24 protein-coding genes, 1 tRNA gene and 1 pseudogene are annotated in these 24,181 nt (G+C 74.4%); 16 read left to right on the forward strand and 10 right to left on the reverse strand.

All coding sequences use genetic code 11. From position 1 onward, the window contains the following. The first annotated feature begins 30 nt into the window (after nt 1-30). From IEZ20_RS21800 to nrfD, 10 genes are all read left to right on the forward strand, one after another. Nucleotides 31-222 (forward strand): hypothetical protein, encoded by a 192-nt coding sequence (locus IEZ20_RS21800; RefSeq protein ID WP_189301301.1) that lies wholly within the window; start codon nt 31-33, stop codon nt 220-222. Nucleotides 223-337: 115 nt separating this feature from the next. Then, nucleotides 338-823 (forward strand): cation:proton antiporter regulatory subunit, encoded by a 486-nt coding sequence (locus IEZ20_RS21805; RefSeq protein WP_189301303.1) that lies wholly within the window; start codon nt 338-340, stop codon nt 821-823. A 5-nt stretch (nt 824-828) separates the two neighbouring features. Beyond that, nucleotides 829-2,052, forward strand: coding sequence for a cation:proton antiporter (locus IEZ20_RS21810; protein ID WP_189301305.1), 1,224 nt, complete (start codon nt 829-831; stop codon nt 2,050-2,052). A 34-nt stretch (nt 2,053-2,086) separates the two neighbouring features. Continuing rightward, a complete protein-coding gene (locus IEZ20_RS21815; protein WP_189301308.1) occupies nt 2,087-2,707 on the forward strand; it encodes a DedA family protein in 621 nt (206 codons plus the stop codon). A gap of 137 nt (nt 2,708-2,844) precedes the next feature. After that, nucleotides 2,845-3,018, forward strand: a complete 174-nt coding sequence (locus tag IEZ20_RS21820; protein ID WP_189301310.1) for a CsbD family protein — start codon at nt 2,845-2,847, stop codon at nt 3,016-3,018. 213 nt (nt 3,019-3,231) lie between these two features. Continuing rightward, nucleotides 3,232-3,681: an ATP-binding protein gene (locus tag IEZ20_RS21825; protein ID WP_189301312.1), complete on the forward strand. Its 450-nt coding sequence runs from the start codon at nt 3,232-3,234 to the stop codon at nt 3,679-3,681. Nucleotides 3,682-3,854: 173 nt separating this feature from the next. After that, nucleotides 3,855-4,094: a hypothetical protein gene (locus tag IEZ20_RS39785; protein ID WP_229896181.1), complete on the forward strand. Its 240-nt coding sequence runs from the start codon at nt 3,855-3,857 to the stop codon at nt 4,092-4,094. Then, nucleotides 4,028-4,492 (forward strand): hypothetical protein, encoded by a 465-nt coding sequence (locus tag IEZ20_RS21830; protein WP_229896182.1) that lies wholly within the window; start codon nt 4,028-4,030, stop codon nt 4,490-4,492. Before IEZ20_RS39785 ends, IEZ20_RS21830 begins: the two co-directional genes overlap by 67 nt. Nucleotides 4,493-4,507: 15 nt before the next feature. Beyond that, nucleotides 4,508-5,524, forward strand: coding sequence for a 4Fe-4S dicluster domain-containing protein (locus IEZ20_RS21835; protein ID WP_189301315.1), 1,017 nt, complete (start codon nt 4,508-4,510; stop codon nt 5,522-5,524). Next, the gene (nrfD, locus tag IEZ20_RS21840; RefSeq protein ID WP_189301317.1) at nt 5,521-6,540 is read left to right on the forward strand and encodes an NrfD/PsrC family molybdoenzyme membrane anchor subunit; all 1,020 of its coding nucleotides are present in this window, start codon (nt 5,521-5,523) and stop codon (nt 6,538-6,540) included. The genes IEZ20_RS21835 and nrfD overlap by 4 nt, the downstream gene beginning before the upstream one ends. A gap of 58 nt (nt 6,541-6,598) precedes the next feature. Here the strand turns inward: nrfD and IEZ20_RS21845 are convergent, their stop codons facing one another. Continuing rightward, nucleotides 6,599-7,288 (reverse strand): haloacid dehalogenase type II, encoded by a 690-nt coding sequence (locus tag IEZ20_RS21845; protein WP_229896183.1) that lies wholly within the window; start codon nt 7,286-7,288, stop codon nt 6,599-6,601. Nucleotides 7,289-7,301: 13 nt separating this feature from the next. Next, nucleotides 7,302-7,571 (reverse strand): hypothetical protein, encoded by a 270-nt coding sequence (locus IEZ20_RS21850; protein ID WP_229896184.1) that lies wholly within the window; start codon nt 7,569-7,571, stop codon nt 7,302-7,304. 134 nt (nt 7,572-7,705) lie between these two features. On the opposite strand from IEZ20_RS21850, the gene fdh reads away from it, so the two are divergent. Continuing rightward, nucleotides 7,706-10,975: a formate dehydrogenase gene (fdh, locus tag IEZ20_RS21860; RefSeq protein WP_229896185.1), complete on the forward strand. Its 3,270-nt coding sequence runs from the start codon at nt 7,706-7,708 to the stop codon at nt 10,973-10,975. A 39-nt stretch (nt 10,976-11,014) separates the two neighbouring features. Here fdh and selD read toward each other — a convergent pair whose 3' ends face one another. Continuing rightward, a complete protein-coding gene (gene selD, locus IEZ20_RS21865; RefSeq protein WP_189301323.1) occupies nt 11,015-12,028 on the reverse strand; it encodes a selenide, water dikinase SelD in 1,014 nt (337 codons plus the stop codon). Between the two features lie 37 nt (nt 12,029-12,065). Here selD and IEZ20_RS21870 point away from each other — a divergent pair. Then, a tRNA-Sec gene (locus tag IEZ20_RS21870) sits at nt 12,066-12,162 on the forward strand. 4 nt (nt 12,163-12,166) lie between these two features. Here the strand turns inward: IEZ20_RS21870 and IEZ20_RS21875 are convergent. Together IEZ20_RS21875 and selA are read right to left on the reverse strand one after the other, a co-directional pair. Then, nucleotides 12,167-13,930: pseudogene (locus tag IEZ20_RS21875) on the reverse strand (SelB domain-containing protein); the annotation flags it as partial. Then, nucleotides 13,930-15,363 carry an L-seryl-tRNA(Sec) selenium transferase gene (selA, locus tag IEZ20_RS21880; RefSeq protein WP_229896186.1) on the reverse strand — a complete coding sequence of 478 codons (1,434 nt, stop codon included), beginning with the start codon at nt 15,361-15,363 and terminating at the stop codon, nt 13,930-13,932. The gene selA and the pseudogene IEZ20_RS21875, both read right to left, overlap by 1 nt. A 277-nt stretch (nt 15,364-15,640) precedes the next feature. On the opposite strand from selA, the gene IEZ20_RS21885 reads away from it, so the two are divergent. Next, nucleotides 15,641-15,991 carry a hypothetical protein gene (locus IEZ20_RS21885; RefSeq protein ID WP_189301325.1) on the forward strand — a complete coding sequence of 117 codons (351 nt, stop codon included), beginning with the start codon at nt 15,641-15,643 and terminating at the stop codon, nt 15,989-15,991. A gap of 18 nt (nt 15,992-16,009) precedes the next feature. On the opposite strand, the gene IEZ20_RS21890 is transcribed toward IEZ20_RS21885, so the two are convergent. The 3 genes from IEZ20_RS21890 to IEZ20_RS21900 form a co-directional block, all read right to left on the reverse strand. After that, a complete protein-coding gene (locus tag IEZ20_RS21890) occupies nt 16,010-17,035 on the reverse strand; it encodes an MASE1 domain-containing protein (RefSeq protein ID WP_229896187.1) in 1,026 nt (341 codons plus the stop codon). Between the two features lie 252 nt (nt 17,036-17,287). Continuing rightward, entirely contained in the window at nt 17,288-18,118 is an 831-nt protein-coding gene (locus IEZ20_RS21895; RefSeq protein ID WP_189301329.1) for a PP2C family protein-serine/threonine phosphatase, read from the reverse strand. A gap of 139 nt (nt 18,119-18,257) precedes the next feature. Further along, nucleotides 18,258-18,578, reverse strand: coding sequence for a hypothetical protein (locus IEZ20_RS21900; RefSeq protein WP_189301332.1), 321 nt, complete (start codon nt 18,576-18,578; stop codon nt 18,258-18,260). Nucleotides 18,579-18,771: 193 nt separating this feature from the next. On the opposite strand from IEZ20_RS21900, the gene IEZ20_RS21905 reads away from it, so the two are divergent. Beyond that, on the forward strand, nt 18,772-19,086 hold the full coding sequence (locus tag IEZ20_RS21905) for a hypothetical protein (RefSeq protein ID WP_189301334.1): 315 nt from the start codon (nt 18,772-18,774) through the stop codon (nt 19,084-19,086). A gap of 46 nt (nt 19,087-19,132) precedes the next feature. On the opposite strand, the gene IEZ20_RS21910 is transcribed toward IEZ20_RS21905, so the two are convergent. Further along, on the reverse strand, nt 19,133-19,825 hold the full coding sequence (locus IEZ20_RS21910; RefSeq protein ID WP_189301336.1) for an alpha/beta fold hydrolase: 693 nt from the start codon (nt 19,823-19,825) through the stop codon (nt 19,133-19,135). A 293-nt stretch (nt 19,826-20,118) separates the two neighbouring features. Here IEZ20_RS21910 and IEZ20_RS21915 point away from each other — a divergent pair, with 293 nt between their 5' ends. Beyond that, nucleotides 20,119-21,276: a Cmx/CmrA family chloramphenicol efflux MFS transporter gene (locus tag IEZ20_RS21915; RefSeq protein WP_189301338.1), complete on the forward strand. Its 1,158-nt coding sequence runs from the start codon at nt 20,119-20,121 to the stop codon at nt 21,274-21,276. 32 nt (nt 21,277-21,308) lie between these two features. Here the strand turns inward: IEZ20_RS21915 and IEZ20_RS21920 are convergent, their stop codons facing one another. Next, nucleotides 21,309-22,517, reverse strand: a complete 1,209-nt coding sequence (locus IEZ20_RS21920; protein ID WP_189301340.1) for a putative hexosyltransferase — start codon at nt 22,515-22,517, stop codon at nt 21,309-21,311. Nucleotides 22,518-22,673: 156 nt separating this feature from the next. On the opposite strand from IEZ20_RS21920, the gene IEZ20_RS21925 reads away from it, so the two are divergent. After that, a complete protein-coding gene (locus tag IEZ20_RS21925; RefSeq protein WP_189301342.1) occupies nt 22,674-24,119 on the forward strand; it encodes a glyceraldehyde-3-phosphate dehydrogenase in 1,446 nt (481 codons plus the stop codon). Nucleotides 24,120-24,181 lie beyond the last annotated feature (62 nt).

The raw sequence follows: 24,181 nt of genomic DNA on the forward strand, positions 1-24,181 counted from the left end.
CCTCCCGCACCCCAAGGAGCCGCTCACCGCATGGCGTACGGAGCCCACCGCAGTCCCCTCCTGCCTCCCCGCCCCGACCTGGCCCTCGCCCGCGACTGCGAGCAGTGCCTCGGCTGGGGAACCGTCGTGACCCGCGACGGGAACCACGAACTGTGCCACCTGTGCCAGCCCGATCCCGGCCCCGACGGGAGCACCGCGGCCTCCAGCTCCTCCGGCTCCTAGGGCTCCGCCCCCCCCCCCTGCCCGACCGAGCACCCTCCCTGCGGTGATCAATGCCGAGGTAGGGTTCGGCTAAAGGTTTCACCAAGAAACGTTCAAGCCGGGCAGGGGGGCAGCCATGAGCGCCGCACGCACCAGCAGGACGCCGTTGCCGGGAATCGGCGTCCGGTACGACCTCACGACACGCGAGCACCGTCACCTGTCCGTGGTGGCCCACCGGGACGGCTCCCGGACGCTGAGCGCCTACCGGCGCGACGATCCGGACGACTGCGCGCTCTCGGTCCACCTCACGGGGTCCGAGGCGGAGTCGCTGGTGGACGCACTGAAGCCGACCCACCACAGTCCCACCCTGCTGTCCACGACGGAGCTGGGCCTGGTGGCCGAGCGGATCGAGCTGCCCGGTGCCTCGCACTGGAACGGACGGCTGCTCGGCGAGACCCGGATGCGCACCGAGACCGGCGTGTCGATCGTGGCGGTCCTGCGCCGCGCCGAGGCGATCCCCTCCCCCGGCCCCGGCTTCCGGCTGGCCGGCGGGGACACGCTGATCGTCATCGGCACCCGCGAGGGCGTCGAGGCCGCCGCCGCGATACTCGGGCGGGAGTGAGCCGGATGCACTCTTCCGCGGTCTTCCTCATCGAGTTCGGCGCGATCATCCTGGGCCTCGGACTGCTGGGCCGGCTCGCCGCCCGCCTGCGCTTCTCGCCCATACCGCTCTACCTGCTGGCCGGGCTGGCCTTCGGCGAGGGCGGCCTGCTGCCGCTCGGCACCAGCGAGGAGTTCGTGGCGATCGGCGCCGAGATCGGCGTCGTCCTGCTGCTGCTCATGCTGGGCCTCGAATACACGGCCGGCGATCTGGTCTCCAACCTGAAGACGCAGTACCCGGCCGGGATCGTCGACGCCACCCTCAACGCCCTGCCCGGTGCCGCCATGGCCCTGCTCCTGGGCTGGGGCCCGATCGCCGCCGTCGTCCTGGCCGGCATCACCTGGATCTCCTCCTCCGGCGTCATCGCCAAGGTCCTCGGCGACCTGGGCCGGATCGGCAACCGGGAGACACCGGTGATCCTCAGCATCCTGGTGCTGGAGGACCTGTCCATGGCGGTGTACCTGCCCGTCGTCACCGCCCTGCTGGCCGGGACCGGCTTCGCCGCCGGCAGCGTCACGCTGGCCATCGCGCTCGGCGTGGCGGGCCTGGTGCTGCTGGTGGCCGTCCGCTACGGCCGGCACATCTCCCGGTTCGTCTCCACCGACGACCCCGAGAAGCTGCTGCTGGTGGTGCTCGGCCTGACCCTGGTGGTGGCCGGGGTCGCCCAGCAGCTCCAGGTCTCGGCGGCGGTCGGCGCGTTCCTGGTGGGCATCGCCCTGTCCGGGGAGGTCGCCGAGGGCGCGCACCACCTCCTCGCGCCGCTGCGGGACCTCTTCGCGGCGGTGTTCTTCGTCTTCTTCGGCCTCCACACCGATCCGGCGAGCATCCCGCCGGTGCTGCTGCCCGCCCTCGCCCTGGCCGTCGTCACCACCCTCACCAAGATCGCCACCGGTTACTGGGCGGCCCGCCGCGCGGGCATCTCGGCCCGCGGCCGGTGGCGGGCCGGCGGCACCCTCGTCGCCCGCGGCGAGTTCTCGATCGTCATCGCGGGGCTCGCCGTCACCTCCGGCATCGACTCCGACCTGGGCCCGCTGGCCACCGCGTACGTGCTGCTCCTGGTCGTCCTCGGCCCGCTGACCGCCCGGTACACCGAGCCGCTCGCCCTCCGCCTGACCGGCTGCCGGGAACGGCCCACGGCACCGGAGGCCGCCTCGCGGGACGAGGAGGACGCGGCCGTCACCCGCTCCTGACGGCCGTACGGCCGGGCCGTCGTACCGTGGAGGAATGTCGCCACCCCTGCCCGGACCGCTGGCGGCGCTGGAGCCGCTGCTCGGCCACTACGGCTACTGGGCCGTGGGGGCCGTGGTCTTCGTGGAGGACTTCGGCGTCCCCGCCCCCGGCGAGACCATCCTCCTGGCCGCGGGGGTCTACGCGGGCGCGGGGCGGCTGAACGTGGCGGCCGTGGCGGTCATCGCGTTCGTCGCGGCCGTCGCCGGGGACAACCTCGGCTACCTGATCGGCCGGACCGGCGGGCGGGCCTTCGTGCACCGCTGGGGGCGGTACGTCCTCCTGACGCCGAAGCGGTTCGCGGCCGCCGAGGCCTTCTTCGCCCGGCACGGCGGCCGGATCGTCACGGTGGCCCGGTTCGTCGAAGGGCTGCGCCAGGCCAACGGCATCATCGCGGGCACGACCGGCATGCGCTGGCGCCGCTTCCTCGCCTTCAACGCCCTCGGCGCGGCTCTGTGGGTCGGTCTGTGGACCACCCTGGCCTACCTGGCGGGCGACCACATCACCGCGGTCTACGAGGAGATCAGGCGCTACCAGCCGTACGTCCTCCTCGCCGCCGCAGTCGCCGTGGCGGGCGTCGCCGGACGGCACGTCGCCCGCCGGCGCCGCGCATGCTGACCTCGCGGCATCAGGCGCAGCCGGCGCCCTGGACGGTGACGAGCCGAGGGACCTCGTACATTCCTGGTTTGGACACCGTCGGAGCGGCAATCCGGATGTCGACCGAAGACCGCGTCGAAGTGGGGATGTGACACACGATGGCCGGCAACCAGAAGGCGAAGGCCAAGGCGGAACAGGCCAAGGGCAAGGCCAAGGAGGCCGCGGCCCGCGCCGTCGGGAACGAGAGCAAAGAGGCCGAAGGCCGCATGGAAGGCGCGCGCGGGGACGCCCGGCAGGCCAAGGAGAAGATCAAGGACGTCTTCAAGCACTGAGCGTGCGCGGGTCCGGCTGTGCCGCGGGCCCGGAGATCCAGCCGAGGCGGATCTCCGGGCCCGTTCCCTGTGTCCCGGGGCTTCCCGCGCATCCGGAGGATTCCTCGGACACGTCCCCTTGACCGGCGCGGCATGGGGTAACCGAGCAGGGACGGCAACGACCCCCTGTGCACAGGAGGGGCCCCAGACCCCGAAGGACAAGGGCGACGAGGTATGGACATCCCGCTCAGGACCCACGCGACGACGCAGGACCGGCCTACGGCCCTGCGCTACAGCCGCACATGGGACACCGGCGTATCCAGCATCGGCGAGGCCAGAGACGCCGTCGCCGCCCTGCTGGCCCGGGCGCGGCCGCAGCCAGGGCGGCGGCCGGTGCAGGACGCCCAGCTCGTCGTCAGCGAACTGATCACCAACGCGGCCAAGCACGCGCCCGGCCCGTGCGCGCTCGGTCTGGAGCTGCTGCCCGGCGCCGAGGCGCTGCGCATCACCGTCACGGACACCTCCCCGGAGCCGCCGCGGCGACGCCCTCCCGATCCCCGGCGCGTCGGCGGCCACGGCCTGCACCTCGTGGCGATGCTCTCCCGCGGGCTGGAGGTGATCCGCCTGTCCCACGGCAAGCGGGTCACCACGACCGTTCCGCTCGACCCCGCCGGGTCCGGCTGAACCGGTTCTGCACGAGCGGGTCGGCCAGACGCCTGCGGCAGGGCTCCGCCCGACCCCGCGGCGGCCGGCCGAGCCGGTCCTGCGGGGCGGTCAGCCGGGCGCCCGCAGCAGGACGCCGAGGCGGGTGCGCGACGGCCCAGACGGACGTCGCCGGACACACGATCGTCTGGGACGTGCTCCTGCCCGGTGTGGTGCTGCCCGCGCTGCTCTTCCTGGTCCTGCACGGCTGTCCGTACATCGAGCGCCGGCTCACCGGCCCACGGCCCGAGCAGCACCTGTGCGGCCGGCCGCGCGACCAGCCCACGCGCACCGCGCCGGGCGCGGCCGCCGTCTCCGGGTACGGCGCGTGCTGCTGCCGGCGGGCGAGCAGGACGTGCCGGCGTACCCGTTCGGCCTGCCGGTGGAGTTCCTGACCCGGACCCTGCGGACCGCGCTGTTCGTGGTGCCGTTCCTCACGTACCACCTCACCCAGCGGGCCTGCCTGGGGCTGCAGGCCGCCGACCGGCGGCGGATCCTGGAGGGAGGGACGACCGGCGAGGTACGGCGCACGGCGGGCGGCGGCTACGAGGAGGCGCACACGCTGCTGTCCCGCGAGGAGGCCTACCGCACCCTCGTCCGGGACACATCCCGGCCGCGCGCCGAGGGCACGGAGGCCTGGCGCTGGTTCCACCGGCACCGGCTGCGCAACGCCCTCAGCCGCTGGTACTTCGCCAGGAGTGTGGAGATGCCGGCCACCGCCTGGGAGAGGCGCCGGATCGAGGGAGTGCGGGCCGCGCCGGGCGAGGTACCCGGGCGGGAAGGCGAGCCATGAGCGAGGAGGCACCACATGGGCGAGGGCGCTGAGGGCCGGGAGAACCTCCTGTACGGGCCGGAGCCGGACGTGGCCGGGGCGGCCGGTTATCCGGACGCCCCGCCGCGGATGGGCTTCTTCACCGACACCTCGGTGTGCATCGGCTGCAAGGCCTGCGAGGTCGCCTGCAAGGAGTGGAACGCCGTCCCGGAGGACGGGCTCCTGCTGACCGGCATGTCCTACGACAACACCCAGGGCCTCGGCGCCGACACCTGGCGGCACGTGGCCTTCATCGAGCAGCGCAAGCCGCTGGCCGGACAGGAACCCGGGGTCGCGCACGAGGACGTGGACGTCTTCGCCGCCGCGTCCCGGCTCGGCACCGGCGCCGCCTCCCCGGGGCCGGGCGCCACCGCTCCCCCGCCGGACCGGGCTCCCGAGGGCGCGCCCGCCGGGGAGATCTCGCCCCTGTCCCCCGACGGGCGCACGGAGTTGCGCTGGCTGATGGCGTCCGACGTGTGCAAGCACTGCACGCACGCCGCCTGCCTGGACGTGTGCCCGACGGGCTCGCTGTTCCGCACCGAGTTCGGCACGGTCGTCGTCCAGGAGGACATCTGCAACGGCTGCGGCTACTGCGTGCCCGCCTGCCCGTACGGCGTGATCGACCAGCGCAAGGACGACGGCCGGGTGTGGAAGTGCACACTGTGCTACGACCGGCTGGGCGTCGGCATGGAACCGGCGTGCGCGAAGTCCTGTCCGACGGACTCGATCCAGTTCGGTCCGCTGGAGGAGCTGCGGGAGCGTGCGCAGGCCCGGGTGGCGCAGCTGCACGCGGCCGGTGTGACCGACGCGCGCCTGTACGGCGAGAGCCCGGAGGACGGTGTCGGCGGCGACGGCGCGTTCTTCCTGCTGCTGGACGAGCCGGAGGTGTACGGCCTGCCACCGGACCCGGTGGTCACCACCCGGGACCTGCCCGACATGTGGCGGCACGCGGCGCTGGCCGCCGTCTCGCTGGTCGCGCTCGCCGCCGGCAGCTTCGTGCGGAGGCCGCGATGAGCGAGTCCGAGGTGACACGGGACGGTGTGCGGCACGCGCGGCCCGACCGGGAGGCGCCGACGGGGGTGCACGCGGGGCGTAGGCGACGCCGGCGCGGGCGGGGCGAGCAGCCGATGGTGCCGGACGCCGAGTTCTCGTCGTACTACGGCAAGCCGGTCCTCAACAAGCCGACCTGGAAGCCCCTGGACATCGCCGGGTACCTGTACCTGGGCGGGCTGGCCGGAGCCTCCTCGCTGCTGGCGGCGGGGGCCGGGGCCACGGGCCGGCCGGCGCTGGGCAGGACGGCCAAGCTGGGCGCGGCCGGCGCCATCACGCTGTCCCTGGCGGCACTGGTGCACGACCTGGGGCGCCCGGCCCGGTTCCTGAACATGCTCCGGGTGTTCAAGCCCACCTCGCCGATGAGCGTCGGCTCCTGGATCCTGAGCGGGTACGCGCCGCTGACGCTGGCGGCCGCGGCGACCGACGTGACGGGCCGGTACCGGCTGGTGGGCTCGGCCGCCACGGCGGGCGCCGCCGTGCTCGGCCCGGCCGTGGCGACCTACACCGCGGTGCTGCTCTCGGACACGGCGGTGCCGTCCTGGCACGAGGGCTACCGGCAGCTGCCGTTCGTGTTCGCGGGTTCCGCCGCCACGTCGGCCGCCGGCCTCGCCCTCCTCGCGGCGCCCGCCGCCCAGGCCGGGCCGGCACGGCGGATGGCGGCGCTGGGAGCCGTGCTGGAACTGGGCTCCTTCCAGGTGATGAAGCGGCGGATGGGGCTGACCGCGGAGCCTTTCGAGCAAGGGAGGCCGCACCGGCTGCTGCGCGCGGCGGAGGCCCTGACGGCGGGCGGAGCCGCCCTGGCCGTGCTCTCCGCCCGGGTGCGGGACCGGCGTCCGGCCGCGGCGGCGGGCGCGGCCCTCCTCGCCGGTTCGGCGGCGCTGCGTTTCGGCGTCTTCCACGCCGGGGTGGCCTCCGCGGAGGACCCCCGGTACACGGTCGTCCCGCAGCGGGAGCGGCTCCGGGCGCGGGAGTGCTGACGGTGCCGCCCGCCGCTCGTGCCGTACCGCGCGGGCTGCCGGCGCGCGTGGCCGGACCCTAGCCGATGCCCTCCCCGTCGATCAGCTGCCCCTGGGCGCCGAGCCGGTCGGCCAGGTCGCGCACGCCGGTGGCCTCGATGGCCGCGGGGAGCTGGGCGGCCGGGTAGGGCCGGGGGGTGCGCCGCAGCCAGGCCGTGGCGAGGCCGGCCCGGGCCGCGCCGTCGATGTCCCAGGGGTGCACCGACACCAGCACCACCTCGTCGGCCGGCACGCCCACGGCGTCCACGGCGTGCGCGTACGCCTCGCGGGCGGGCTTCCAGCGGCCCACCGCCTCGACGTCGAGGTGCGTCTCGAAGCAGTCGGTCAGCCCCTCCCGGTCGAGGACCGCACGGGTGCTGGCGGCGGAGCCGTTGGTGAGGGTGGCCAGCCGGTATCCGGCGGCGCGCAGGGCCCGGACACCGTCGGGGACGTCCGGGTGGAGGGGCAGCCGGGGCAGCGCGGCGAGGACCTGGTCCGCCGCCGCCTCGGGGTCGCCCACGCCCGGCGTCGCGGCCGCGAGCGTCCGCAGTCCGTCGCGGGCGACGTCACCGAAGGACGCGTGGCCTCCGGCCAGGCTCAGGGCGATCCCGTCCCGCAGCACACCGGCGAACCAGGTCTGGAGCCCGTGTTCCGGCAGCCCGGCCCGCGCCATCGGCGCCGCGAGCGGGGACAGGTCGGTGAGCGTCTCGTTGACGTCGAACACGAGCACGCGGGGACGTCCGTCACCGGGCACCAGGATCACCACCTCCGAGTCGGGCTGCCTGGTCGGCCGGGGCCTCGCGTTCCTCGCGGTTCACCCACGACCAGGTGACCGCCGCGGCCGCGACGCCCACCGGCAGCATCCCCACCATGATGGCCAGTCCGGCCACGGTGTGGCCCGCGGCGACCATGCCGACCGCCGGGAGGTCCAGCAGTGGCGCGGCGAGGAAGCGATCCCCGCCCCGCCCGGAAGTGCGCAGCCGCAGCCGGCCGCCCAGGATCGTGCCCGGCATCCCGAAGTGCATCCCGAAGTTCTCGACACCGGTTTGGCCGGACCCGGCAGGGGTACCTCCGTGCCGACCACGGCCTGAGGTGCCGCGATCGGAAGGTCGCGGGACAATCGAGGCACCGAGCGGGAGGAGGAGACGTGGGCGTACGCACCTGGATCGACTCCTGGCCCGTCTACCGCCAGCTCACCGGCACGGATCCGCTCGGCCGCGGCGCCGCCGCCAAGAGCGGGCGCAGCGAACGGCTCACGCCCCGGGTCGCCACGGCCGACCGGGTGGTGAAGTCCGTCTGTCCGTACTGCGCCGTCGGCTGCGGCCAGAACGTGTACGTGCAGGACGGGAAGGTCACCCAGATCGAGGGCGACCCCGACTCCCCGATCTCGCGCGGCCGGCTGTGCCCGAAGGGCGCGGCGAGTCTCCAGCTGACCACCGGGGACGCCCGCGAGCACCAGGTCCTCTACCGGCGCCCGCACGGCACCGAGTGGGAGCGGCTGGACCTGGACCGGGCGATGGACATGATCGCCGACCGGGTGATCGGGTCCCGCCGGGCCGGCTGGCAGTGGGAGGTCGACGAGACCCGCACCCGGCGCACCCTGGGCATCGCGAGCCTGGGCGGAGCCACCCTCGACAACGAGGAGAACTACCTCCTCAAGAAGCTGTTCACCGCGCTCGGAGCGATCCAGATCGAGAACCAGGCGCGTGTTTGACACTCCTCCACCGTTCCCGGTCTGGGAACCTCGTTCGGACGCGGCGGCGCGACCACCTTCCAGCAGGACCTGCAGAACGCGGACTGCATCGTCATCGAGGGCTCGAACATGGCCGAGTGCCATCCGGTCGGGTTCCAGTGGGTGATGGAGGCCAAGGCGCGGGGCGCGAAGCTGATCCACGTCGATCCGCGCTTCACCCGCACCAGCGCGCTCGCGGACCTGCACGTCCCGCTGCGCGCGGGAACGGACATCGCCTTCCTCGGCGGCATCATCAACCACGTGCTCCGGCACGAGAAGTACTTCCGCGAGTACATCGTGGCGTACAGCAACGCCCCGGTGATCCTGCGGGAGGACTTCCGGGACACCGAGGACCTGGCCGGCGTCTTCTCCGGCCTGGACACCGACACCCGCTCGTACGACACCCACAGCTGGCAGTACGAGGGCTCCGAGGTGCAGGCGCCCTCCGGCGAGCGCGACCAGGAGTACGACGAGCGCCCCGGCGGCGGCAGCTCGGTGACCGAGGCGGCACGCGGTGAGGCGCACGGCGCCGGCGGTGCGGTGATCGGCGAGGGCGAGCCGGAGCGGGACGAGACGCTGACCCACCCGCGCTGTGTGTTCCAGGTGCTGAAGCGGCACTACGCCCGCTACACGCCGGAGATGGTGGAGCGGATCTGCGGGGTGCCGCAGGACGTGTTCCGGCAGGTGTGCGAACTCGTCACGGAGAACTCCGGCCGCGACCGCACGACCGCGTTCGCCTACGCGGTCGGGTGGACCCAGCACACGGTGGGCGTGCAGTACATCCGGGCGGCCTCCGTGCTGCAGACCCTGCTCGGCAACATCGGCCGGCCCGGCGGCGGCATCCTCGCGCTGCGCGGGCACGCCTCCATCCAGGGGTCCACGGACATCCCGACCCTGTTCAACCTGCTGCCCGGCTACATCCCGATGCCGCACGCCCACCAGAACCAGGACCTGGACGCCTTCGTGAGGGCCGAGGCCACGCACAAGGGCTACTGGGGCAACATGCGGGCGTACCTGGTGAGCCTGCTCAAGGCGTACTGGGGCGACGCGGCGACGCCGGAGAACGACTTCTGCTTCGACTACCTGCCGCGGCTCACCGGCTCGCACTCGACGTACGAGACGACGATGGCCCAGCTGGAAGGCGTCTGCAAGGGCTACTTCCTCATCGGCGAGAACCCGGCCGTGGGCAACGCCAACTCCAAGCTGATGCGGCTCGGCATGGCCAACCTGGACTGGCTGGTCGTCCGGGACTTCTCCCTGATCGAGTCGGCGACCTGGTGGAAGGACGGCCCCGAGATCGAGACCGGGGAGCTGCGCACGGAGGACATCGGCACCGAGGTGTTCTTCCTGCCGGCCGCCGCGCACACCGAGAAGGACGGCACCTTCACCAACACCCAGCGGCTGCTCCAGTGGCACCACCAGGCGGTCGAACCGCCCGGCGAGGCGCGCAGCGACCTCTGGTTCGCCTACCACCTCGGGCGGATCATCCGGCAGAAGCTCGCCGGGTCCGGCGACGAGATGGACCGGCCCGTGCTCGACCTGGCCTGGGACTACCCGGTGAAGGGCCCGCTCACCGAACCGGACGCGGAAGCCGTCCTCGCCGAGATCAACGGCCGCGACGCCGAGGGGAACCCGCTCTCCTCCTACGAGCAGCTGAAGCCCGACGGCTCCACCACCTGCGGCTGCTGGATCTACTGCGGTGTCTACGCCGACGGCGTCAACCAGGCGGCGCGCCGCAAGCCGGGCCGGGAGCAGGACTGGGTGGCGGCCGAGTGGGCGTGGGCCTGGCCGGCCAACCGGCGGATCCTGTACAACCGTGCCTCCGCCGATCCGCAGGGCAGGCCGTGGAGCGAGCGGAAGGCGCTGGTGTGGTGGGACCCGGACAAGGGTGAGCGGGGCGAGTGGACCGGGCACGACGTGCCCGACTTCAAGAAGGACAAGGCGCCGGACCACGAGCCGCCCGAGGACGCGTCCGGGCCGGAGGCGCTGTCCGGCACGGACCCGTTCGTCATGCAGGCCGACGGCAAGGCCTGGCTGTACGTGCCGTCCGGGCTGACCGACGGTCCCCTGCCGGCGCACTACGAACCGCAGGACTCCCCCTTCCCGAACCTGCTCTACGACCAGCAGCGCAACCCGGTGCGGCAGTTGCTGCCGCCGCACCCGGACAACCGCTACCAGCCGAGCGGCGACGAACCCGGCTCCGGTGTGTTCCCGTACGTGGCCACCACCTACCGGCTCACCGAGCACCACACGGCCGGCGGCATGTCCCGCTGGCAGCCGTACCTGGCGGAGCTGCAGCCGGAGTTCTTCTGCGAGGTGTCCCCGGAGCTGGCCGCCGAGCGGGGCCTGGCGCACACCGGGTGGGCGACGATCGTCAGCGCGCGGGGCGTGGTCGAGGCGCGGGTGCTGGTCACCGACCGGATGGCCCCGCTGACCGTGCACGGCCGGCGGCTGCACCAAGTGGGGCTGCCGTACCACTGGGGCCCGAACGGCTACAGCACCGGGGACGCGGCCAACGAGCTGCTGCACCTGTCCCTGGACCCGAACACGCACATCCAGGAGACGAAGGCGTTCGCCGTCGACGTCCGCCCGGGCCGGCGGCCCCGGGGCCCGGCGGCCCTGGCGCTGGTGCGGGCGTACCGGATCCGGGCGGGCATCGACGAGCACACGGGCACGGAGCCGTGAGCGGCCCTGCCTGAGAACCAGGGAGTGTGTGAGGGGGACTTACCTGAGGACGAGGGAGTGGGTGCCGTGCGGCACCAGCTCCCCGATCACCGGCGCGCCGGGGACCTCTCCGGCGACGAGCAGCCCGCCGGAGGTCTGCGCGTCGGCGAGCAGCAGCCGGGTGTCCTCGTCGGTGGTCCCGAAGTCGGTGTGCGGGGTGACCCACTCCAGATTGCGCCGGGTGCCGCCGCTGACGTACCCGTCCCGTACGGCCTCCCGGGCGCCCTCCAGGTACGGGACGGCGGCCGTGTCGACCACGGCGGTCACCCCGGAGGCGCGGGCCAGCTTGTGCAGGTGGCCGAGGAGGCCGAAGCCGGTGACGTCGGTGGCGCACACCGCGCCGGCGGCCAGCGCGGCCTCGGCGGCCTCCCGGTTGAGCGCGGCCATCGTGGCGACGGCGTGCTCGAACCGCTCGCCGGTGGCCTTGTGCCGGTTGTTCAGGACGCCGGTGCCCAGTGGTTTGGTGAGGGACAAGGGCAGCCCGGGGCGGCCGGCGTCGTTGCGCAGCAGCCGCGCGGGATCGGCGATGCCGGTGACGGCCATGCCGTACTTCGGCTCGGGGTCGTCCACGCTGTGGCCGCCGCCGACATGGCAGCCCGCCTCGGTGGCGGTGTCGAGTCCGCCGCGCAGCACCTCGCGGGCGAGGTCGAACGGCAGCCGGTCGCGCGGCCAGGCGAGCAGGTTGACGGCGAGCACGGGCCGGCCCCCCATGGCGTACACGTCGGACAGGGCGTTGGCGGCGGCGATCCGGCCCCAGTCGTAGGGGTCGTCCACGACCGGGGTGAAGAAGTCGGCCGTGCACACCAGGGCGGTCCCCCGGTGCGTGACCACGGCGGCGTCGTCGCCGGTGGCGAGGCCGACGAGCAGCGGGGTGTCACCGCCGGTGAGCGGCGGCGCGGTCAGCCCCGCGACCACCTCCTCCAGTTCGCCGGGCGGGATCTTGCAGGCGCAGCCGCCGCCGTGGGCGAACTGGGTGAGCCGTACGGGCGTCCGATGGGCCGGTGTCGTTGTCATACCGGTGGTCTCCTGGGGCAGTAGCCTGACGGGCGGTGGAGGCGTGTGGGTGCCTGGTGGCCCTCCCGGTCTTCAAAACCGAGGTGCCCGAGGATCTCGGGCAGGCAGGTTCGATTCCTGTCCGCCTCCGTCCACCGCGTCCGGACGGCAGCGCCGGTGCTGCTCGTCGACGCGTTCCGTGTGCCCCCGGGCGTCCAGGAACTCCAGCAGCGGTACGGCCACCCGCCGGGTGGTGTCGAGTGCGCGCCGGGCCTCGCTGAGGGTGAACGGCTGGGGCAGGGCGCGCAGGACGGCGGCGGCGTCGGCGTCCGCGCCGGGCAGCAGCACGATCCCGTCGGCGATCCGCAGCAGGGCCCCGGCGGCCGCCGCGGCCGCCAACGCCTTGCGGTCCAGGCCCAGTTCGGCGAGGCGTCCGGCCTCGGGGGCCCGGAACGGCGTGCGGGCGAGGTCCCCGCGCAGGGCGTCCACGGCCGCGCGGACGGGGGCCGGCAGGACGGGCCGGGGACTGTCGGCGGGGTACAGCCGGCCCTGGCGGGCGTGGATCCGGGGCTGGGCCGCGGCCAGCGCGTCGACCAGGGCGCGGTCGGGCAGGCCGAGCAGCCGACGGGCCGCCTCGGTGGGCAGGCCGGGGTCCAGCGGGTGGGCCCGGGCGTGGGCGAGGACCTGGCCGGCCAGCCGCTCCCTGAGGAGGCTCCAGTGCTCCGGGTCGGCGAGCCAGTCCCCGGCGACGGGCTCGCCTGCCGCCGGGACGCCCATCGCCCGCAGGTCGGCGCGCCGGACCAGCTTGCGGCGGCGCAGTTCGGCGGCACCGTCCGGACGGCCGGTCATGGTGTCCAGCTCGGCCGCGCGGGCCCGGCCGGCGCCGCGCCGGGCCAGCCGGGGCGGCCGTACGTCCAGCACGGTGACCCCGCGGGGGGTGCGGGTGCCGCCGGGTTCCCGGAGCACCGCGCGGTCGCCGACCCGCAGGGGCAGCGACCGGCCCAGGGTGAGCCGGGCGGTGTCCGGGCCGAGCGGGCGGACGGTGACGGGCACGGCGGCCGTGCCGATGTGCAGGGTGACGCACCGGGGCAGGTCGGCCGCCGGCTCACCGGTGACCCGTACGTCGGCGACCTCGGTGCACAGCCAGCGGTCCGGGGTGAGCAGCACCTGTCCGCGGCCCAGGCCGGTGTCCCCCTGGCCGTGCACGTTGACGGCGACGCGGGCCACCGCGCCGACGGCCGTCCGCTCCTCCTGCAGGCTCTGCAGGCCGCGCACCCGCAGCACGGCCGCCCCGTCCGCCGTGACCAGCCGGTCGCCGACGCGCAGGGTCCCCGCGCCGAGAGTGCCGGTCACCACGGTGCCGTGGCCACGGACGGTGAACGCCCGGTCGAGCCAGAGGCGCACGTCGGCCTCGGTGTCGGGCGGGGGCAGGGCGTCCGCCAGCCGTGCCAGTTCGGTGCGCAGCGCGTCCAGTCCCGCACCGGTGACCGCGCTGACGGCGACATGGGGCACCTTGCCCAGAGAGGTCGCGGCCAGCCGCTCCACGGCGTCCGCGCACACCCGCTCCGGGTCGGCGAGGTCGCTGCGGGTCACCGCGAGGACCGCGTGCCGGACGCCGAGCGCGTCCAGGACGGCCAGGTGCTCCTCGGACTGCGGCTGCCAGCCCTGGTCGGCGGCGACCACGAACAGCACGGCGGGCACGGGTCCGACCCCGGCCAGCATGGTCGGCACGAACCGCTCGTGCCCGGGTACGTCCACGAAGGCCAGGTGGTCGCCGCCGAGGCGGGTCCACACGAAACCCAGGTCCAGGGTGAGACCCCGGCGGCGCTCCTCCTCGTAGCGGTCGGGCTCCATGCCGGTGAGGGCGCGGACCAGCGCCGACTTGCCGTGGTCGACATGTCCGGCGGTGGCGAGGACCCGCATCACGGCCGCCCTTCCGCGGTGGTCCGGGCCGACCGCACGGCCGTGGCGAGCCGTTCGTCGTCCTCGGCCGGTACCGCCCTGAGGTCCAGCAGGCAGCGCCCCGCCTCCAGGCGCCCGACCACCGGGACCGGTCCGGTGCGCAGCGCGGCGGCGTACGGCTCGGGCAGGGACAGCGCCGCGCTGGGCAGGGTGACGCCGGGCGCGCCTCCGCCGCCGACCGTGGCGGCGCTCTCCACGGCGGACGCGTCGATCCCGTCGGCGGCCAGCGCGGCGGCGAGCCGGTCGGCGCGGGCCCGGAGCCCGGCCGGGCCGGCGGTGAGGGCGAGGGCGGTCGGGGTGGGCGGCCCGGTGAGGGTGGTCTCCAGGGCGGCCAGGGTCAGCTTGTCGACGCGCAGGGCGCGGGCCAGCGGGTGCCGGGCGAGGGCGCGGACCAGGTCCTGCCGGCCGAGCAGCAGCCCGCACTGGGGTCCGCCGAGCAGTTTGTCGCCGCTGGCGGTGACGAGCGCCGCGCCGGCGCGCAGCTGGGTGTCGGCGTCGGGTTCGGCGGGCAGCGCCGGATGCGGGGCGAGCAGCCCGGAGCCGATGTCGCTGACGACCGGGACGCCGAGGCCGGTGAGGTCGGCGACCTCCGCGGACCGGGTGAAGCCGGTGATCCGGAAGTTGGACGGGTGGACCTTCAGCACGAACCCCGTGTCCGGCCCGATCGCGGCCGCGTAGTCGGCGGGGGTGGTGCGGTTGGTCGTACCGACCTCGCGGAGCCGGGCGCCGGTCGAGACGAGCAGGTCGGGCAGGCGGAAGCCGTCGCCGATCTCCACCATCTCGCCCCGGCTGACGACGATCTCCCTCCCGGCGGCGAGGGCGGTGGCGGCCAGGACCAGGGCGGCGGCACCGTTGTTGACGACGTGCGCGGCGCCGGCGGCCGGCACCGCGGCGTGCAGCGCGGCGAGCGCGGAACGTCCCCGGCGGGCCCGTACGCCGGTCGTCAGGTCGAGTTCTACGTCCGTGGGACCGGCCGCCTCCCGGACCGCCTCCCGGGCGGCGGCCGACAGCGGGGCCCGCCCCAGGTTGGTGTGCAGCAGTACCCCGGTGGCGTTGATCACCGGGCGCAGTCCGCTCGCGGTGCCGGGCAGCAGGTCCAGGGCGTGCTGCGGGACCTGTTCCGGCGGGATGCCGCCCGCGCGGGCCCGCTCCTGCGCCTGCCGTACGGCGGCCTTCACCCGGTGCGCGCCGAGCCGGTCCGCGGCCGCGGCCAGCCGGGGGTCGCGCAGGACGGCGTCGGTGCGCGGGATGCGGCGGCGGACGCCCTCCGGATCCCGGCCGCCGGGCGGGTCGGCGATCGGATCGGCGATCGGGTCGGCGATCGGGTCGGCGGGCCGGGGCGTGCGCCGCGTGGTGGCCTCGCCCGTCCTCTCCTGTACCGGCCGCTGCTCCATGCCGCCCCTGTCCCTCCCGGTCCGGCCCTGCGCCCGTTCGGGCACGGCCCATCGTCTCCCAGTGCCCCCGTCGGACGGCCCGACACGCCGGACGACCGGTACGACGGGCACCGCCCGGGTACCCAGGGCACCGCTCCGGTACCGGGCCGCCGCTCCGGTACGGCGGCAGCACCGCTCCGGTACCGACGGCACCGCTCCACTGCGCCGCCCGGCCGCCCCGATACGAGGGAGGCACTGCCTCCGGTACGGCGGCCGGCGGCCGGGTACTCGGCGGCTCATGAAGGACCACGAGCGCAAGCCACAGGACGAGAACACGACGGAGGCCGGGCGGGCGGCGCGCCGGCAGCTCGAGGCGGAGCGCGAGCGCGCCTCCGCCGAGCCGTTCGACTACCCCTACCCGGAGCGCCGGGCGGGCGTCCGGGCCCGGCGCCACATCAGCGAGGCGGCGGCCGCCGCGGACACACCGCCGGGGATCCCCGGCGGGTACGGCACGACGGGCGGCGGACAGCCCGGCGCCGTCGGCGCCGCGCACCCGCCGAACCGCGAGCGCCGCGGCACGGCGGCGGGGACGCCGGCCGCGGAGCCGGGCAGTGACGACGAGGGGCCGGTGAACCGGTCGGAGCGCTGACCGCGCGCGGAGCACGGCTCACGGGGCCCCGGTCCGCCGGGACCGTCCGTCCGCGTCGTCGGCGTCGCCCGCGTCGTCCGACGGCGGCCGGGGTGGCGGGGCCTCGCCCGCGGTGAGGTGTTCCAGCACCTCGACCAGTTCCTGGCAGGCCCGCTCCACCGAGCGCCGGGTGTTGCGCTGCTCGGTGATCACGGCGGAGAGCAGCAGTGCGGTCAGGGCCATGGCTCCGTTGAACGCCTGGAGCTTCAGCATGACCTCGATCCGGCTCAGGTCGGCGAACGCGCCGACGCCCTCCGTGGCGGCGACGGTGGCCACGACCGAGGTCAGCAGCGCGCAGAGCACACTGCCCGCCAGCTGGAAGCGCAGGGCCGCCCAGATGATGAGCGGGTAGACCAGGAAGAGCATGCTGAGCGAGCTGTGGACGGCGAACGGGACGACCGCGCAGGCGACGGCGGCCAGCGCGGTCGCCTCCTGCCAGCGGCCCAGCGGCAGCGGTCTGCGGGCGCCGTGGAGCAACAGCAGCAGCGGGGTGACGATCAGGACGCCCATCACGTCGCCGACCCACCAGGCGAGCCAGACGGGCCAGAAGCTGCGGGCGGGCAGGCTGTCGTTGAGGACGAGCAGGCCGGCGCCGAGGGTGGCGCTGATCAGCATGGCGCCCAGCGCGGCCAGGAACACCAGCGCGAGGCCGTCGCGCAGCCGGTTCAGGCCGGTGCGGAATCCGGCCCGGCGCAGCAGCAGGGCCGCGCAGACGGGCGCGGCGGTGTTGCCGAGGAGGATGACGAGGACGTCGGCGCCGGGGGTGGTGAGGGACAGGACGGAGAAGAGGGCGCCCAGTGTGATGCCGGGCCAGCAGCCCAGGCCGAGGATCAGCAGCGCGGCGACGGCGACGCCGGTCGGCGGCCAGATGGGGGTGACGGTGGCGCCCTCGACGGTCAGCTCGCGCAGCAGCCCGAGCCGAGCCGCCGCGTAGTAGCAGGCGGCGACGGCCAGCGTCTGGACGGCGTAGCCGACCGGCCGGCGCAGCTCCTCGATAGCCACCACAGCAGCCATCTCACACCGACGGCCGCCGCACGGCGAGGCGAGGCAGGCTCCGGTCCGGCCCTCTGGCTGACTACGACGGCGACGGACTACGACGGCTGAACGCGATGGCTCATACGACGGCTCACGGCGACGGCTCGTACGGCAGCTGAACGCGACGGCCGACCGCGACGGCTCCTACGGCGGCTGATCACGGTGACGGACCACAGCGACGGACCGCGACGGCCGCATCCGGTGCTGCCCACGGCGCCCGGCTCAGAGTCCGCCGCTTCGGCCGTCCAGGCCCACGACCAGGACGGCGGCGTCGTCCTCGTGCCCCACGCTCCCGGCTCCCTTGATCACGGCCGCGGCCAGCGCGCGGGTGTCCAGCCCGGCGACGGCGGCGATGCCGGCGAGCCGCACCACCTGGTCGAGACCGTCCTCGATGTTCAGCGACGGCCCCTCCACGACACCGTCGGTGAGCAGGACGAACACCCCGCCGGTGGTGAGCCGGTGCCGGCTCACCGGGAAGTCGACGCCCCGCTCGATCCCGAGCGGCGGCCCTCCCTCGTCGTCGACGACGCCGGACTTCCCGTCGGCCGTGGCCCAGACGAACGGGATGTGACCGGCCCGGGCGCTCTCCAGCACCCCGGTGGCCGGGTCGAGCCGCATGAAGGTGCAGGTCGCGAACAGCTCGCTGCCGAGGGAGAGCAGCAGGTCGTTGGTGCGGGCCAGGAGTTCGCCGGGCTCGCCGGTGACCGAGGCGAGCGCCCGGAGTCCCGCCCTGACCTGGCCCATGAACGCCGCGGCCTCGATGTTGTGGCCCTGCACGTCCCCGATGGACAGCCCGATGCGGCCGTCCGGCAGGGTGAAGGCGTCGTACCAGTCGCCGCCCACGTGGAGACCGAGGTTGGCGGGGGTGTACCGCACCGCCAGATGCAGGCCGGGCGCGGCCGGCAGGTCCCGGGGGAGCATGCCGCGCTGCAGCGCGAGGGCCAGCTCGACCTGGGTGCGCTGCACCTCCGCGCGCTGACGCGCCTGGGCCGTGAGCGAACCGAGTCTGGCCAGCAGCTCGTCGCCTTCGTCCGGGGAGCGCTTGCGGGGCATCGATCACTTCCGGCGGGGCGGTGGCCCGGGGCGGGCCGGTCGCCTGCATCTATGGCAAACGCCTAGATTTTACCGAAAAGGGACGATCGCGCCCTGGGGGGTGATCGGGGCCGGGACCGGGAGCGGGCTCCTGTCCCGGTCAACGGACCTCGGAGTCGATGCCGGTGATCACGGCGGGCCCGAGCGGTGCCGTGCGCTCGTCCAGTCCCGCGTCCTGGAGCGCGGAGCCCGCGAGCCGGTGTGCCTCCTCCTCGGCGTGCCGGCCGGTGTCGGCCTCGACGGTCAGGCGCAGGGTGAAGGTGTTGTCCTCGTTGACACTGAGCACGTCCAGGTCCTCGGCGTTGCCCATCCGGGTGCCGTGCGGATCGGCGGGCCGCAAGGCCCGGGCCAGCCGGGTGCGGGTGTCGGCCTCGATCCCGGTGGTGAAGGTGCCGGGGACGCTGATCACATAGGTCGTCATGAGACGGTCCTTTCCTCGGGCGTCCCCTCGACTACCCCGATTCGCGTGCTTCGCACAGCGGGCGGCCGGCCGGCGGCACCCCACGCCCCCGCTGTCGTCCCCCGGACGGTGGATGTGCCCGTGTCGGCACCGGGGCCGGGCGGGGCGGGAGTGGGAGATTACCCTCCCGACCCCCGTCACGAAGGACACGCCCATGCGCCTGTGCCGTCCGCTCGCCGCCGTACTCGGCGGTCTCGCCCTCGCTCTGACCACCACGGGTTCCGCGCTCGCCGCCGACGGCACGTTCGTGTGGGTCGGGCCCCAGGGCAAGGCGTACGCCATCGACAGCCCGCCGGACAACAAGTGCTTCGACATGGGCCAGGAGGCGCGCGCCGCCCGCAACGGGACGAAGAAGCCTCTCGTCATCTACACGAAGAAGAGGTGCAAGGGCACCGCACTGCGGCTCGGGCCCGGCCGGTCCGCGCCCGCCCGCACCCGGTTCGCCAGCGTGATCTTCAACCCGCGCTGAAACGCACCGCGGGACGACGCGGGGGCGTGAGCCCCCGCGGTTCCCCTCAGATCCAGCCGTCGAGCGCGCCCATGAAGCCGTCGAAGTCGTCGCGGAACAGGGTGTGCCCGGCCCCTTCGACGGTCCGCACCTCGAAGCCCCGCCGCACCAGCTCCCCGCCCAGACCGGGCCGTACGAGGTCGCTCCCCCCGGCCAGCAGCACCAGCGAGGGCACCGCCGGGCGCGCCGGTGTCCGGCTGCCCGAGTAGACGGCCGGCAGGATGCGTGCCGTCGCGGGGTCCCAGTCGGCGAGCGTGGCCAGCTCGATGTCCACGTCCGTGTCGTCCCAGCGTGGGTTCAGGCCGCTGATCATGGTGCGGTTCGCGTTCTTGAACACGGTGAAGTACGCCGACGCCTGGACCGCCCGGTGGCGCAACTCCCAGGCCGGGTCGCAGTAGACGGCCCGCGCGGGCGCCAGCCGTTCGACGGCCCCGGAGAGCGCCAGGGCCCCGAGCGAGTGCCCGATCGCCAACTCCGGCCCGGCGGGCAGGGTTTCGACGAGGTCGCCCGCCCAGGCCTCGGGGCTGTACTCGCCCCGCCCGCTCGCTCCGTGTCCGCGCAGGTCCACGCCGACGACCCGGTATCCCTTGTCCGCGAGGACGGGCGCGAGCCGGTGCCAGGTGCGGTGGTCGGACATGAGGCCATGGACGAGGACGGCGATCCGGTCGCCGCTCCCCCACTCGTGCGTGTGCAGCCTCATCGGCGGCATCTCCCCCGTTCTGGTCGGCTGGTCGGCTCACCGCGGCCGGTGCCGGGTCCGCGCGCGGCGGCCGGCCGGTGTCCATCGTCGCGCGCCGGGCGCGGAAAAACCGAGTGGCACGCGCCCGTGTCCGCACGTTAGCGTGCCGGGCATGTCCAGCCCCGAGGCTTCCAGAGGCTAGCCGCCGGCCGTCCGGTGGCTGTTCCTGTCGTACTCACGCCACCACCGGGCTGCCGGGACCGCACGCGCTGCGTGTGCTCGCTTCCCGTCCGCGTCACGGTGTGTGGAGTCTCATGCCTTTCCCTCTGTATCTGCTCGGGCTGGCCGTCTTCGCCCAGGGCACCTCCGAGTTCATGCTGGCCGGCCTGGTGCCGGACATCGCCCGCGACCTCACGGTCTCCGTCCCGGCGGCGGGGACGCTCACGTCCGCCTTCGCCGTGGGCATGATCGTGGGGGCGCCCCTGACGGCGCTGCTCGGCCGCCGCCGGCCGAGGCGGCAGTCGATGCTGGTGTTCCTCGCCGTGTTCCTGGCCGTCCATGTCGTCGGTGCGCTCACCGCCGACTTCACCGTCCTGTTGCTCACGCGGGTGGTCGCGGCCCTGGCCAACGCCGGTTTCCTGGCCGTCGGCCTGGTGACGGCGACCGCCATGGTCGCACCGGATGCCAAGGGCCGGGCCACCGCCGTCCTGCTCGGTGGCACCACGCTCGCCTGTGTGGTGGGGGTGCCCGCCGGTGCCGCCCTGGGGCACCTGCTGGGCTGGCGCTCGGCGTTCTGGGCGGTGGCTCTGGTGTCCGCCCCGGCGCTCGTCGCGATCGCCCGGTCGGTGCCGCGCGGCCCGGCGGACGGCGGGGACCCGGCCCCCGGGGTCCGCACGGAGCTGCGGGCCCTGCGCCGCCCCCGCCTGCTGTCGGTGCTCTGCCTCGCCGCGCTCGTCAACGGCGCCACCTTCTGCACCTTCACCTATCTGGCGCCGCTGGTCACGGAGGTGTGCGGGCTCGCGGCCGGGTGGGTGCCGGCGGTGCTGGCGCTGTTCGGCGCCGGTGCGTTCGCCGGAGTGACGGCGGCCGGCCGGCTGGCGGACCGCGGGCCGCGGCGGGTGCTGCCGGCCGCCGGCTCCGCGCTCCTCGCCGGCTGGGCCGCCCTCGCCGTGACCGCCGGCCGGCCGGCGGTGGCCCTCGCCCTGGTGCCGGTGCTGGGTCTGCTGGCCTTCGGTGTCGGTTCGACGCTGGTGACGCGGGTGCTGTACGAGGCGGTGGACGCGCCGTCCCTGGGGGGCGCGTTCGCGACCTCGGCGCTGAACGTGGGCGCCGCGCTCGGTCCGGTCCTCGGCGGGGCCGCGCTCGACGGCGGCTTCGGCCACCGTTCTCCCGTCGCGGTCAGCGTGCTGCTCACGGCCGTCGCGGGACTGGTCGCCCGTCTTCCGGCACACCGGCGGGAGCGGGCCGCGTAGCCGGGGTGGTACGGGGGTGAGCCGGCGGTGGTTCACAGCGGGGAGTGGGCCACCGCCATCACGTAGGCGCCGGACAGCAGGGAGAGCAGGGCGAGGGCGCCGTACACGACGACCGCCGGGGACCGGCGCAGCCACCAGGTCCGGGCCAGGGCCCGTGCCATCGGGATGAGCAGCGGGAAGGCCGGCAGCAGGAACCGCGGCTTGGAGGAGAAGGAGCCGGAGCCCCCGATGACGAGCAGCACCAGCACGCCGGAGAAGACCACCAGGGCCAGCGGGGCGCGCTCCAGGCACAGCAGCGCGAACAGCAGCAGGCCCGCCGTCACGATGAGGAGGGCGGCCGGGTAGACGACGCCTCCGCCGTGCAGGAGCAGGGCTTTGAGGAAGCGGACCGAGCCGGCGCCGAAGTCGAAGCGGGAGTCCCAGGCGCTCTGCACCGTGAAGTACCCGCCGAGGACGTCCCCGGTGCGGCTGCCCACCCACAGCACATAGCCCAGCCAGCCGAGCGGGGCCACCAGCGCGCCGGCCCACAGCCGTGCCGGGACCCGGCCGCGCCGCCGCAGCGCCTCGTGTCCGGCGGCGAGGGAGACGGCCACCGCCACCGCGAAGCCGCTGGGCCGGGACAGGCCCGCGAGCGCGGCCAGGGTTCCGGCCCACACCCAGCGCCCCCTCAGCACGCAGTACAGGGCCCAGGCGGCGAGTGCCGCGAACAGCGACTCGGTGTAGGCGATGGTGAGTTCGACCGCGTGCGGCACGGCGGCCCACAGGGCGACCAGCGCGGTGGCGACGCCCCGCCCGTAGAGGCGGTGGCCGACGAGGTAGACGCCGTACGCGGCCACGCAGGCGGCCGTCCAGGCGATCAGCAGGGCGGCCTGGCCGGGGGTGAGCGGCAGGGGGAGGGTCAGCGCCCGGATGAGCGCGGGGTAGAGGGGGAAGAACGCCCAGTCGGTCTGGACGGCGCCCTGCGGGGTGATCCAGATCAGGTGGCCGTAGCCGTGCGTGGCGATGTGCAGGTACCAGCGGGAGTCCCAGGAGTGGGCCAGGTTGCCGACCAGCGGGCGCCCCCGGAGTGCGTTGGCGAGGACCACCGCGAGGATCCCGGCGAGCCGGAGGGCCGCGAACAGGGCGAGGGCCGGCAGGAAGCCCTGCGGCGAGCCGGCCCCGCCCGGCCGGGGCAGCCGGAGACGGCTGAGGGGTCCTGCGGGGGCCGTCGGCTCGGGCCGGGGCACGGAGGAGGTACTCACGGTCCCGACCTTGGGCGGGCCCGTGCGCGGGTGCAACGCGCGACCCGGGTTTCTCACCCGGTTCCACCCTGATTCAGGAACCGGTCGGGGCCGTCGACAGGCCCTCGAACGAGTGTGGTTATCATATGAGCGCTGCCTAGCTCGAAAGATGGATCTGTGACTGTCAACGACGACTCGTTCACCAACTGGAAGATCCGCGAGGAGATCGCGGAGTCGATGATCCCGCTCATCGGGAAGCTGCACCGCGAGCGGGACGTGACCGTCCTGCTGCACAGCCGCTCCCTGGTGAACAAGTCGGTGGTCAGCATCCTCAAGACCCACCGCTTCGCCCGGCAGATCGCCGGTGCCGAGCTGTCGGTCACCGAGACCATGCCCTTCCTGGAGGCCCTGACGGCGCTGGACCTCGGGCCGTCCCAGATCGACCTCGGCATGCTGGCCACCATGTACAAGGCCGACGAGCGGGGCCTGAGCGTGGCCGAGTTCACCGCCGAGGCGGTCGCCGGCGCCACCGGCGCCAACAAGATCGAGCGCCGCGAGCCGCGCGACGTCGTGCTCTACGGCTTCGGCCGCATCGGCCGGCTCGTCGCCCGTCTGCTGATCGAGAAGGCCGGCTCCGGCAACGGTCTCCGGCTGCGCGCCATCGTGGTGCGCGGCGGCGGCGCCCAGGACATCGTCAAGCGCGCCTCGCTGCTGCGCCGCGACTCCATCCACGGCCAGTTCCAGGGCACGATCACCGTCGACGAGGACACCAGCACGATCGTCGCCAACGGCAACGCGATCAAGGTGATCTACGCCGACGACCCGGCGCACGTGGACTACACCGAGTACGGCATCCGGGACGCCATCCTCATCGACAACACCGGCAAGTGGCGCGACCGCGAGGGCCTGTCCAAGCACCTGCGCCCCGGTATCGAGAAGGTCGTCCTCACCGCGCCGGGCAAGGGCGACGTCCCGAACATCGTGCACGGCGTCAACCACGACACCGTCAAGCCGGACGAGCAGATCCTGTCCTGCGCCTCCTGCACCACCAACGCCATCGTCCCGCCGCTGAAGGCCATGGACGACGAGTACGGCGTGCTGCGCGGCCACGTGGAGACCGTCCACTCGTTCACCAACGACCAGAACCTGCTGGACAACTACCACAAGTCCGAGCGCCGGGGCCGTTCCGCGCCGCTCAACATGGTCATCACCGAGACCGGTGCCGCCTCCGCCGTCGCCAAGGCGCTGCCCGACCTCAAGGCGAAGATCAGCGGCAGCTCGATCCGGGTGCCGGTGCCGGACGTCTCGATCGCGATCCTCAACCTCCAGCTGGCCCGCGAGGCCACCCGCGAGGAGGTCCACGACTACCTGCGCGAGGTCTCGCTGACCTCCCCGCTGAAGCGCCAGATCGACTTCATCACGGCGCCCGACGCGGTCTCCAGTGACTTCATCGGCTCGCGCCACGCCTCGATCGTGGACGCCGGTGCACTGAAGGTCGACGGGGACAACGCGATCCTCTACCTCTGGTACGACAACGAGTTCGGCTACTCCTGCCAGGTCGTCCGGGTCGTCCAGCACGTCTCGGGCGTGGAGTACCCGACGTTCCCGGCGACGGCGGTCTGATCCCTCGCCCCTCCGTACGCATGCGGCCGCCGACCGGGGTTTCCGGTCGGCGGCCGTTCCCC

This window comes from Streptomyces cinerochromogenes (assembly GCF_014648635.1).
In the GTDB taxonomy this organism is placed as follows: Bacteria; Actinomycetota; Actinomycetes; order Streptomycetales; family Streptomycetaceae; genus Streptomyces; species Streptomyces cinerochromogenes.

What these genes read in the sequence shown, in the direction of transcription:
- IEZ20_RS21800 (WP_189301301.1), top strand. Translation starts at nt 31, where the DNA reads ATGGCGTACGGAGCCCACCGCAGTCCCCTCCTGCCTCCCCGCCCCGAC.
- IEZ20_RS21805 (WP_189301303.1), top strand. Translation starts at nt 338, where the DNA reads ATGAGCGCCGCACGCACCAGCAGGACGCCGTTGCCGGGAATCGGCGTC.
- IEZ20_RS21810 (WP_189301305.1), top strand. Translation starts at nt 829, where the DNA reads ATGCACTCTTCCGCGGTCTTCCTCATCGAGTTCGGCGCGATCATCCTG.
- IEZ20_RS21815 (WP_189301308.1), top strand. Translation starts at nt 2,087, where the DNA reads ATGTCGCCACCCCTGCCCGGACCGCTGGCGGCGCTGGAGCCGCTGCTC.
- IEZ20_RS21820 (WP_189301310.1), top strand. Translation starts at nt 2,845, where the DNA reads ATGGCCGGCAACCAGAAGGCGAAGGCCAAGGCGGAACAGGCCAAGGGC.
- IEZ20_RS21825 (WP_189301312.1), top strand. Translation starts at nt 3,232, where the DNA reads ATGGACATCCCGCTCAGGACCCACGCGACGACGCAGGACCGGCCTACG.
- IEZ20_RS21835 (WP_189301315.1), top strand. Translation starts at nt 4,508, where the DNA reads ATGGGCGAGGGCGCTGAGGGCCGGGAGAACCTCCTGTACGGGCCGGAG.
- nrfD (WP_189301317.1), top strand. Translation starts at nt 5,521, where the DNA reads ATGAGCGAGTCCGAGGTGACACGGGACGGTGTGCGGCACGCGCGGCCC.
- IEZ20_RS21850 (WP_229896184.1), bottom strand. Translation starts at nt 7,571, where the DNA reads ATGCCGGGCACGATCCTGGGCGGCCGGCTGCGGCTGCGCACTTCCGGG.
- selD (WP_189301323.1), bottom strand. Translation starts at nt 12,028, where the DNA reads ATGACAACGACACCGGCCCATCGGACGCCCGTACGGCTCACCCAGTTC.
- selA (WP_229896186.1), bottom strand. Translation starts at nt 15,363, where the DNA reads ATGGAGCAGCGGCCGGTACAGGAGAGGACGGGCGAGGCCACCACGCGG.
- IEZ20_RS21885 (WP_189301325.1), top strand. Translation starts at nt 15,641, where the DNA reads ATGAAGGACCACGAGCGCAAGCCACAGGACGAGAACACGACGGAGGCC.
- IEZ20_RS21895 (WP_189301329.1), bottom strand. Translation starts at nt 18,118, where the DNA reads ATGCCCCGCAAGCGCTCCCCGGACGAAGGCGACGAGCTGCTGGCCAGA.
- IEZ20_RS21900 (WP_189301332.1), bottom strand. Translation starts at nt 18,578, where the DNA reads ATGACGACCTATGTGATCAGCGTCCCCGGCACCTTCACCACCGGGATC.
- IEZ20_RS21905 (WP_189301334.1), top strand. Translation starts at nt 18,772, where the DNA reads ATGCGCCTGTGCCGTCCGCTCGCCGCCGTACTCGGCGGTCTCGCCCTC.
- IEZ20_RS21910 (WP_189301336.1), bottom strand. Translation starts at nt 19,825, where the DNA reads ATGAGGCTGCACACGCACGAGTGGGGGAGCGGCGACCGGATCGCCGTC.
- IEZ20_RS21915 (WP_189301338.1), top strand. Translation starts at nt 20,119, where the DNA reads ATGCCTTTCCCTCTGTATCTGCTCGGGCTGGCCGTCTTCGCCCAGGGC.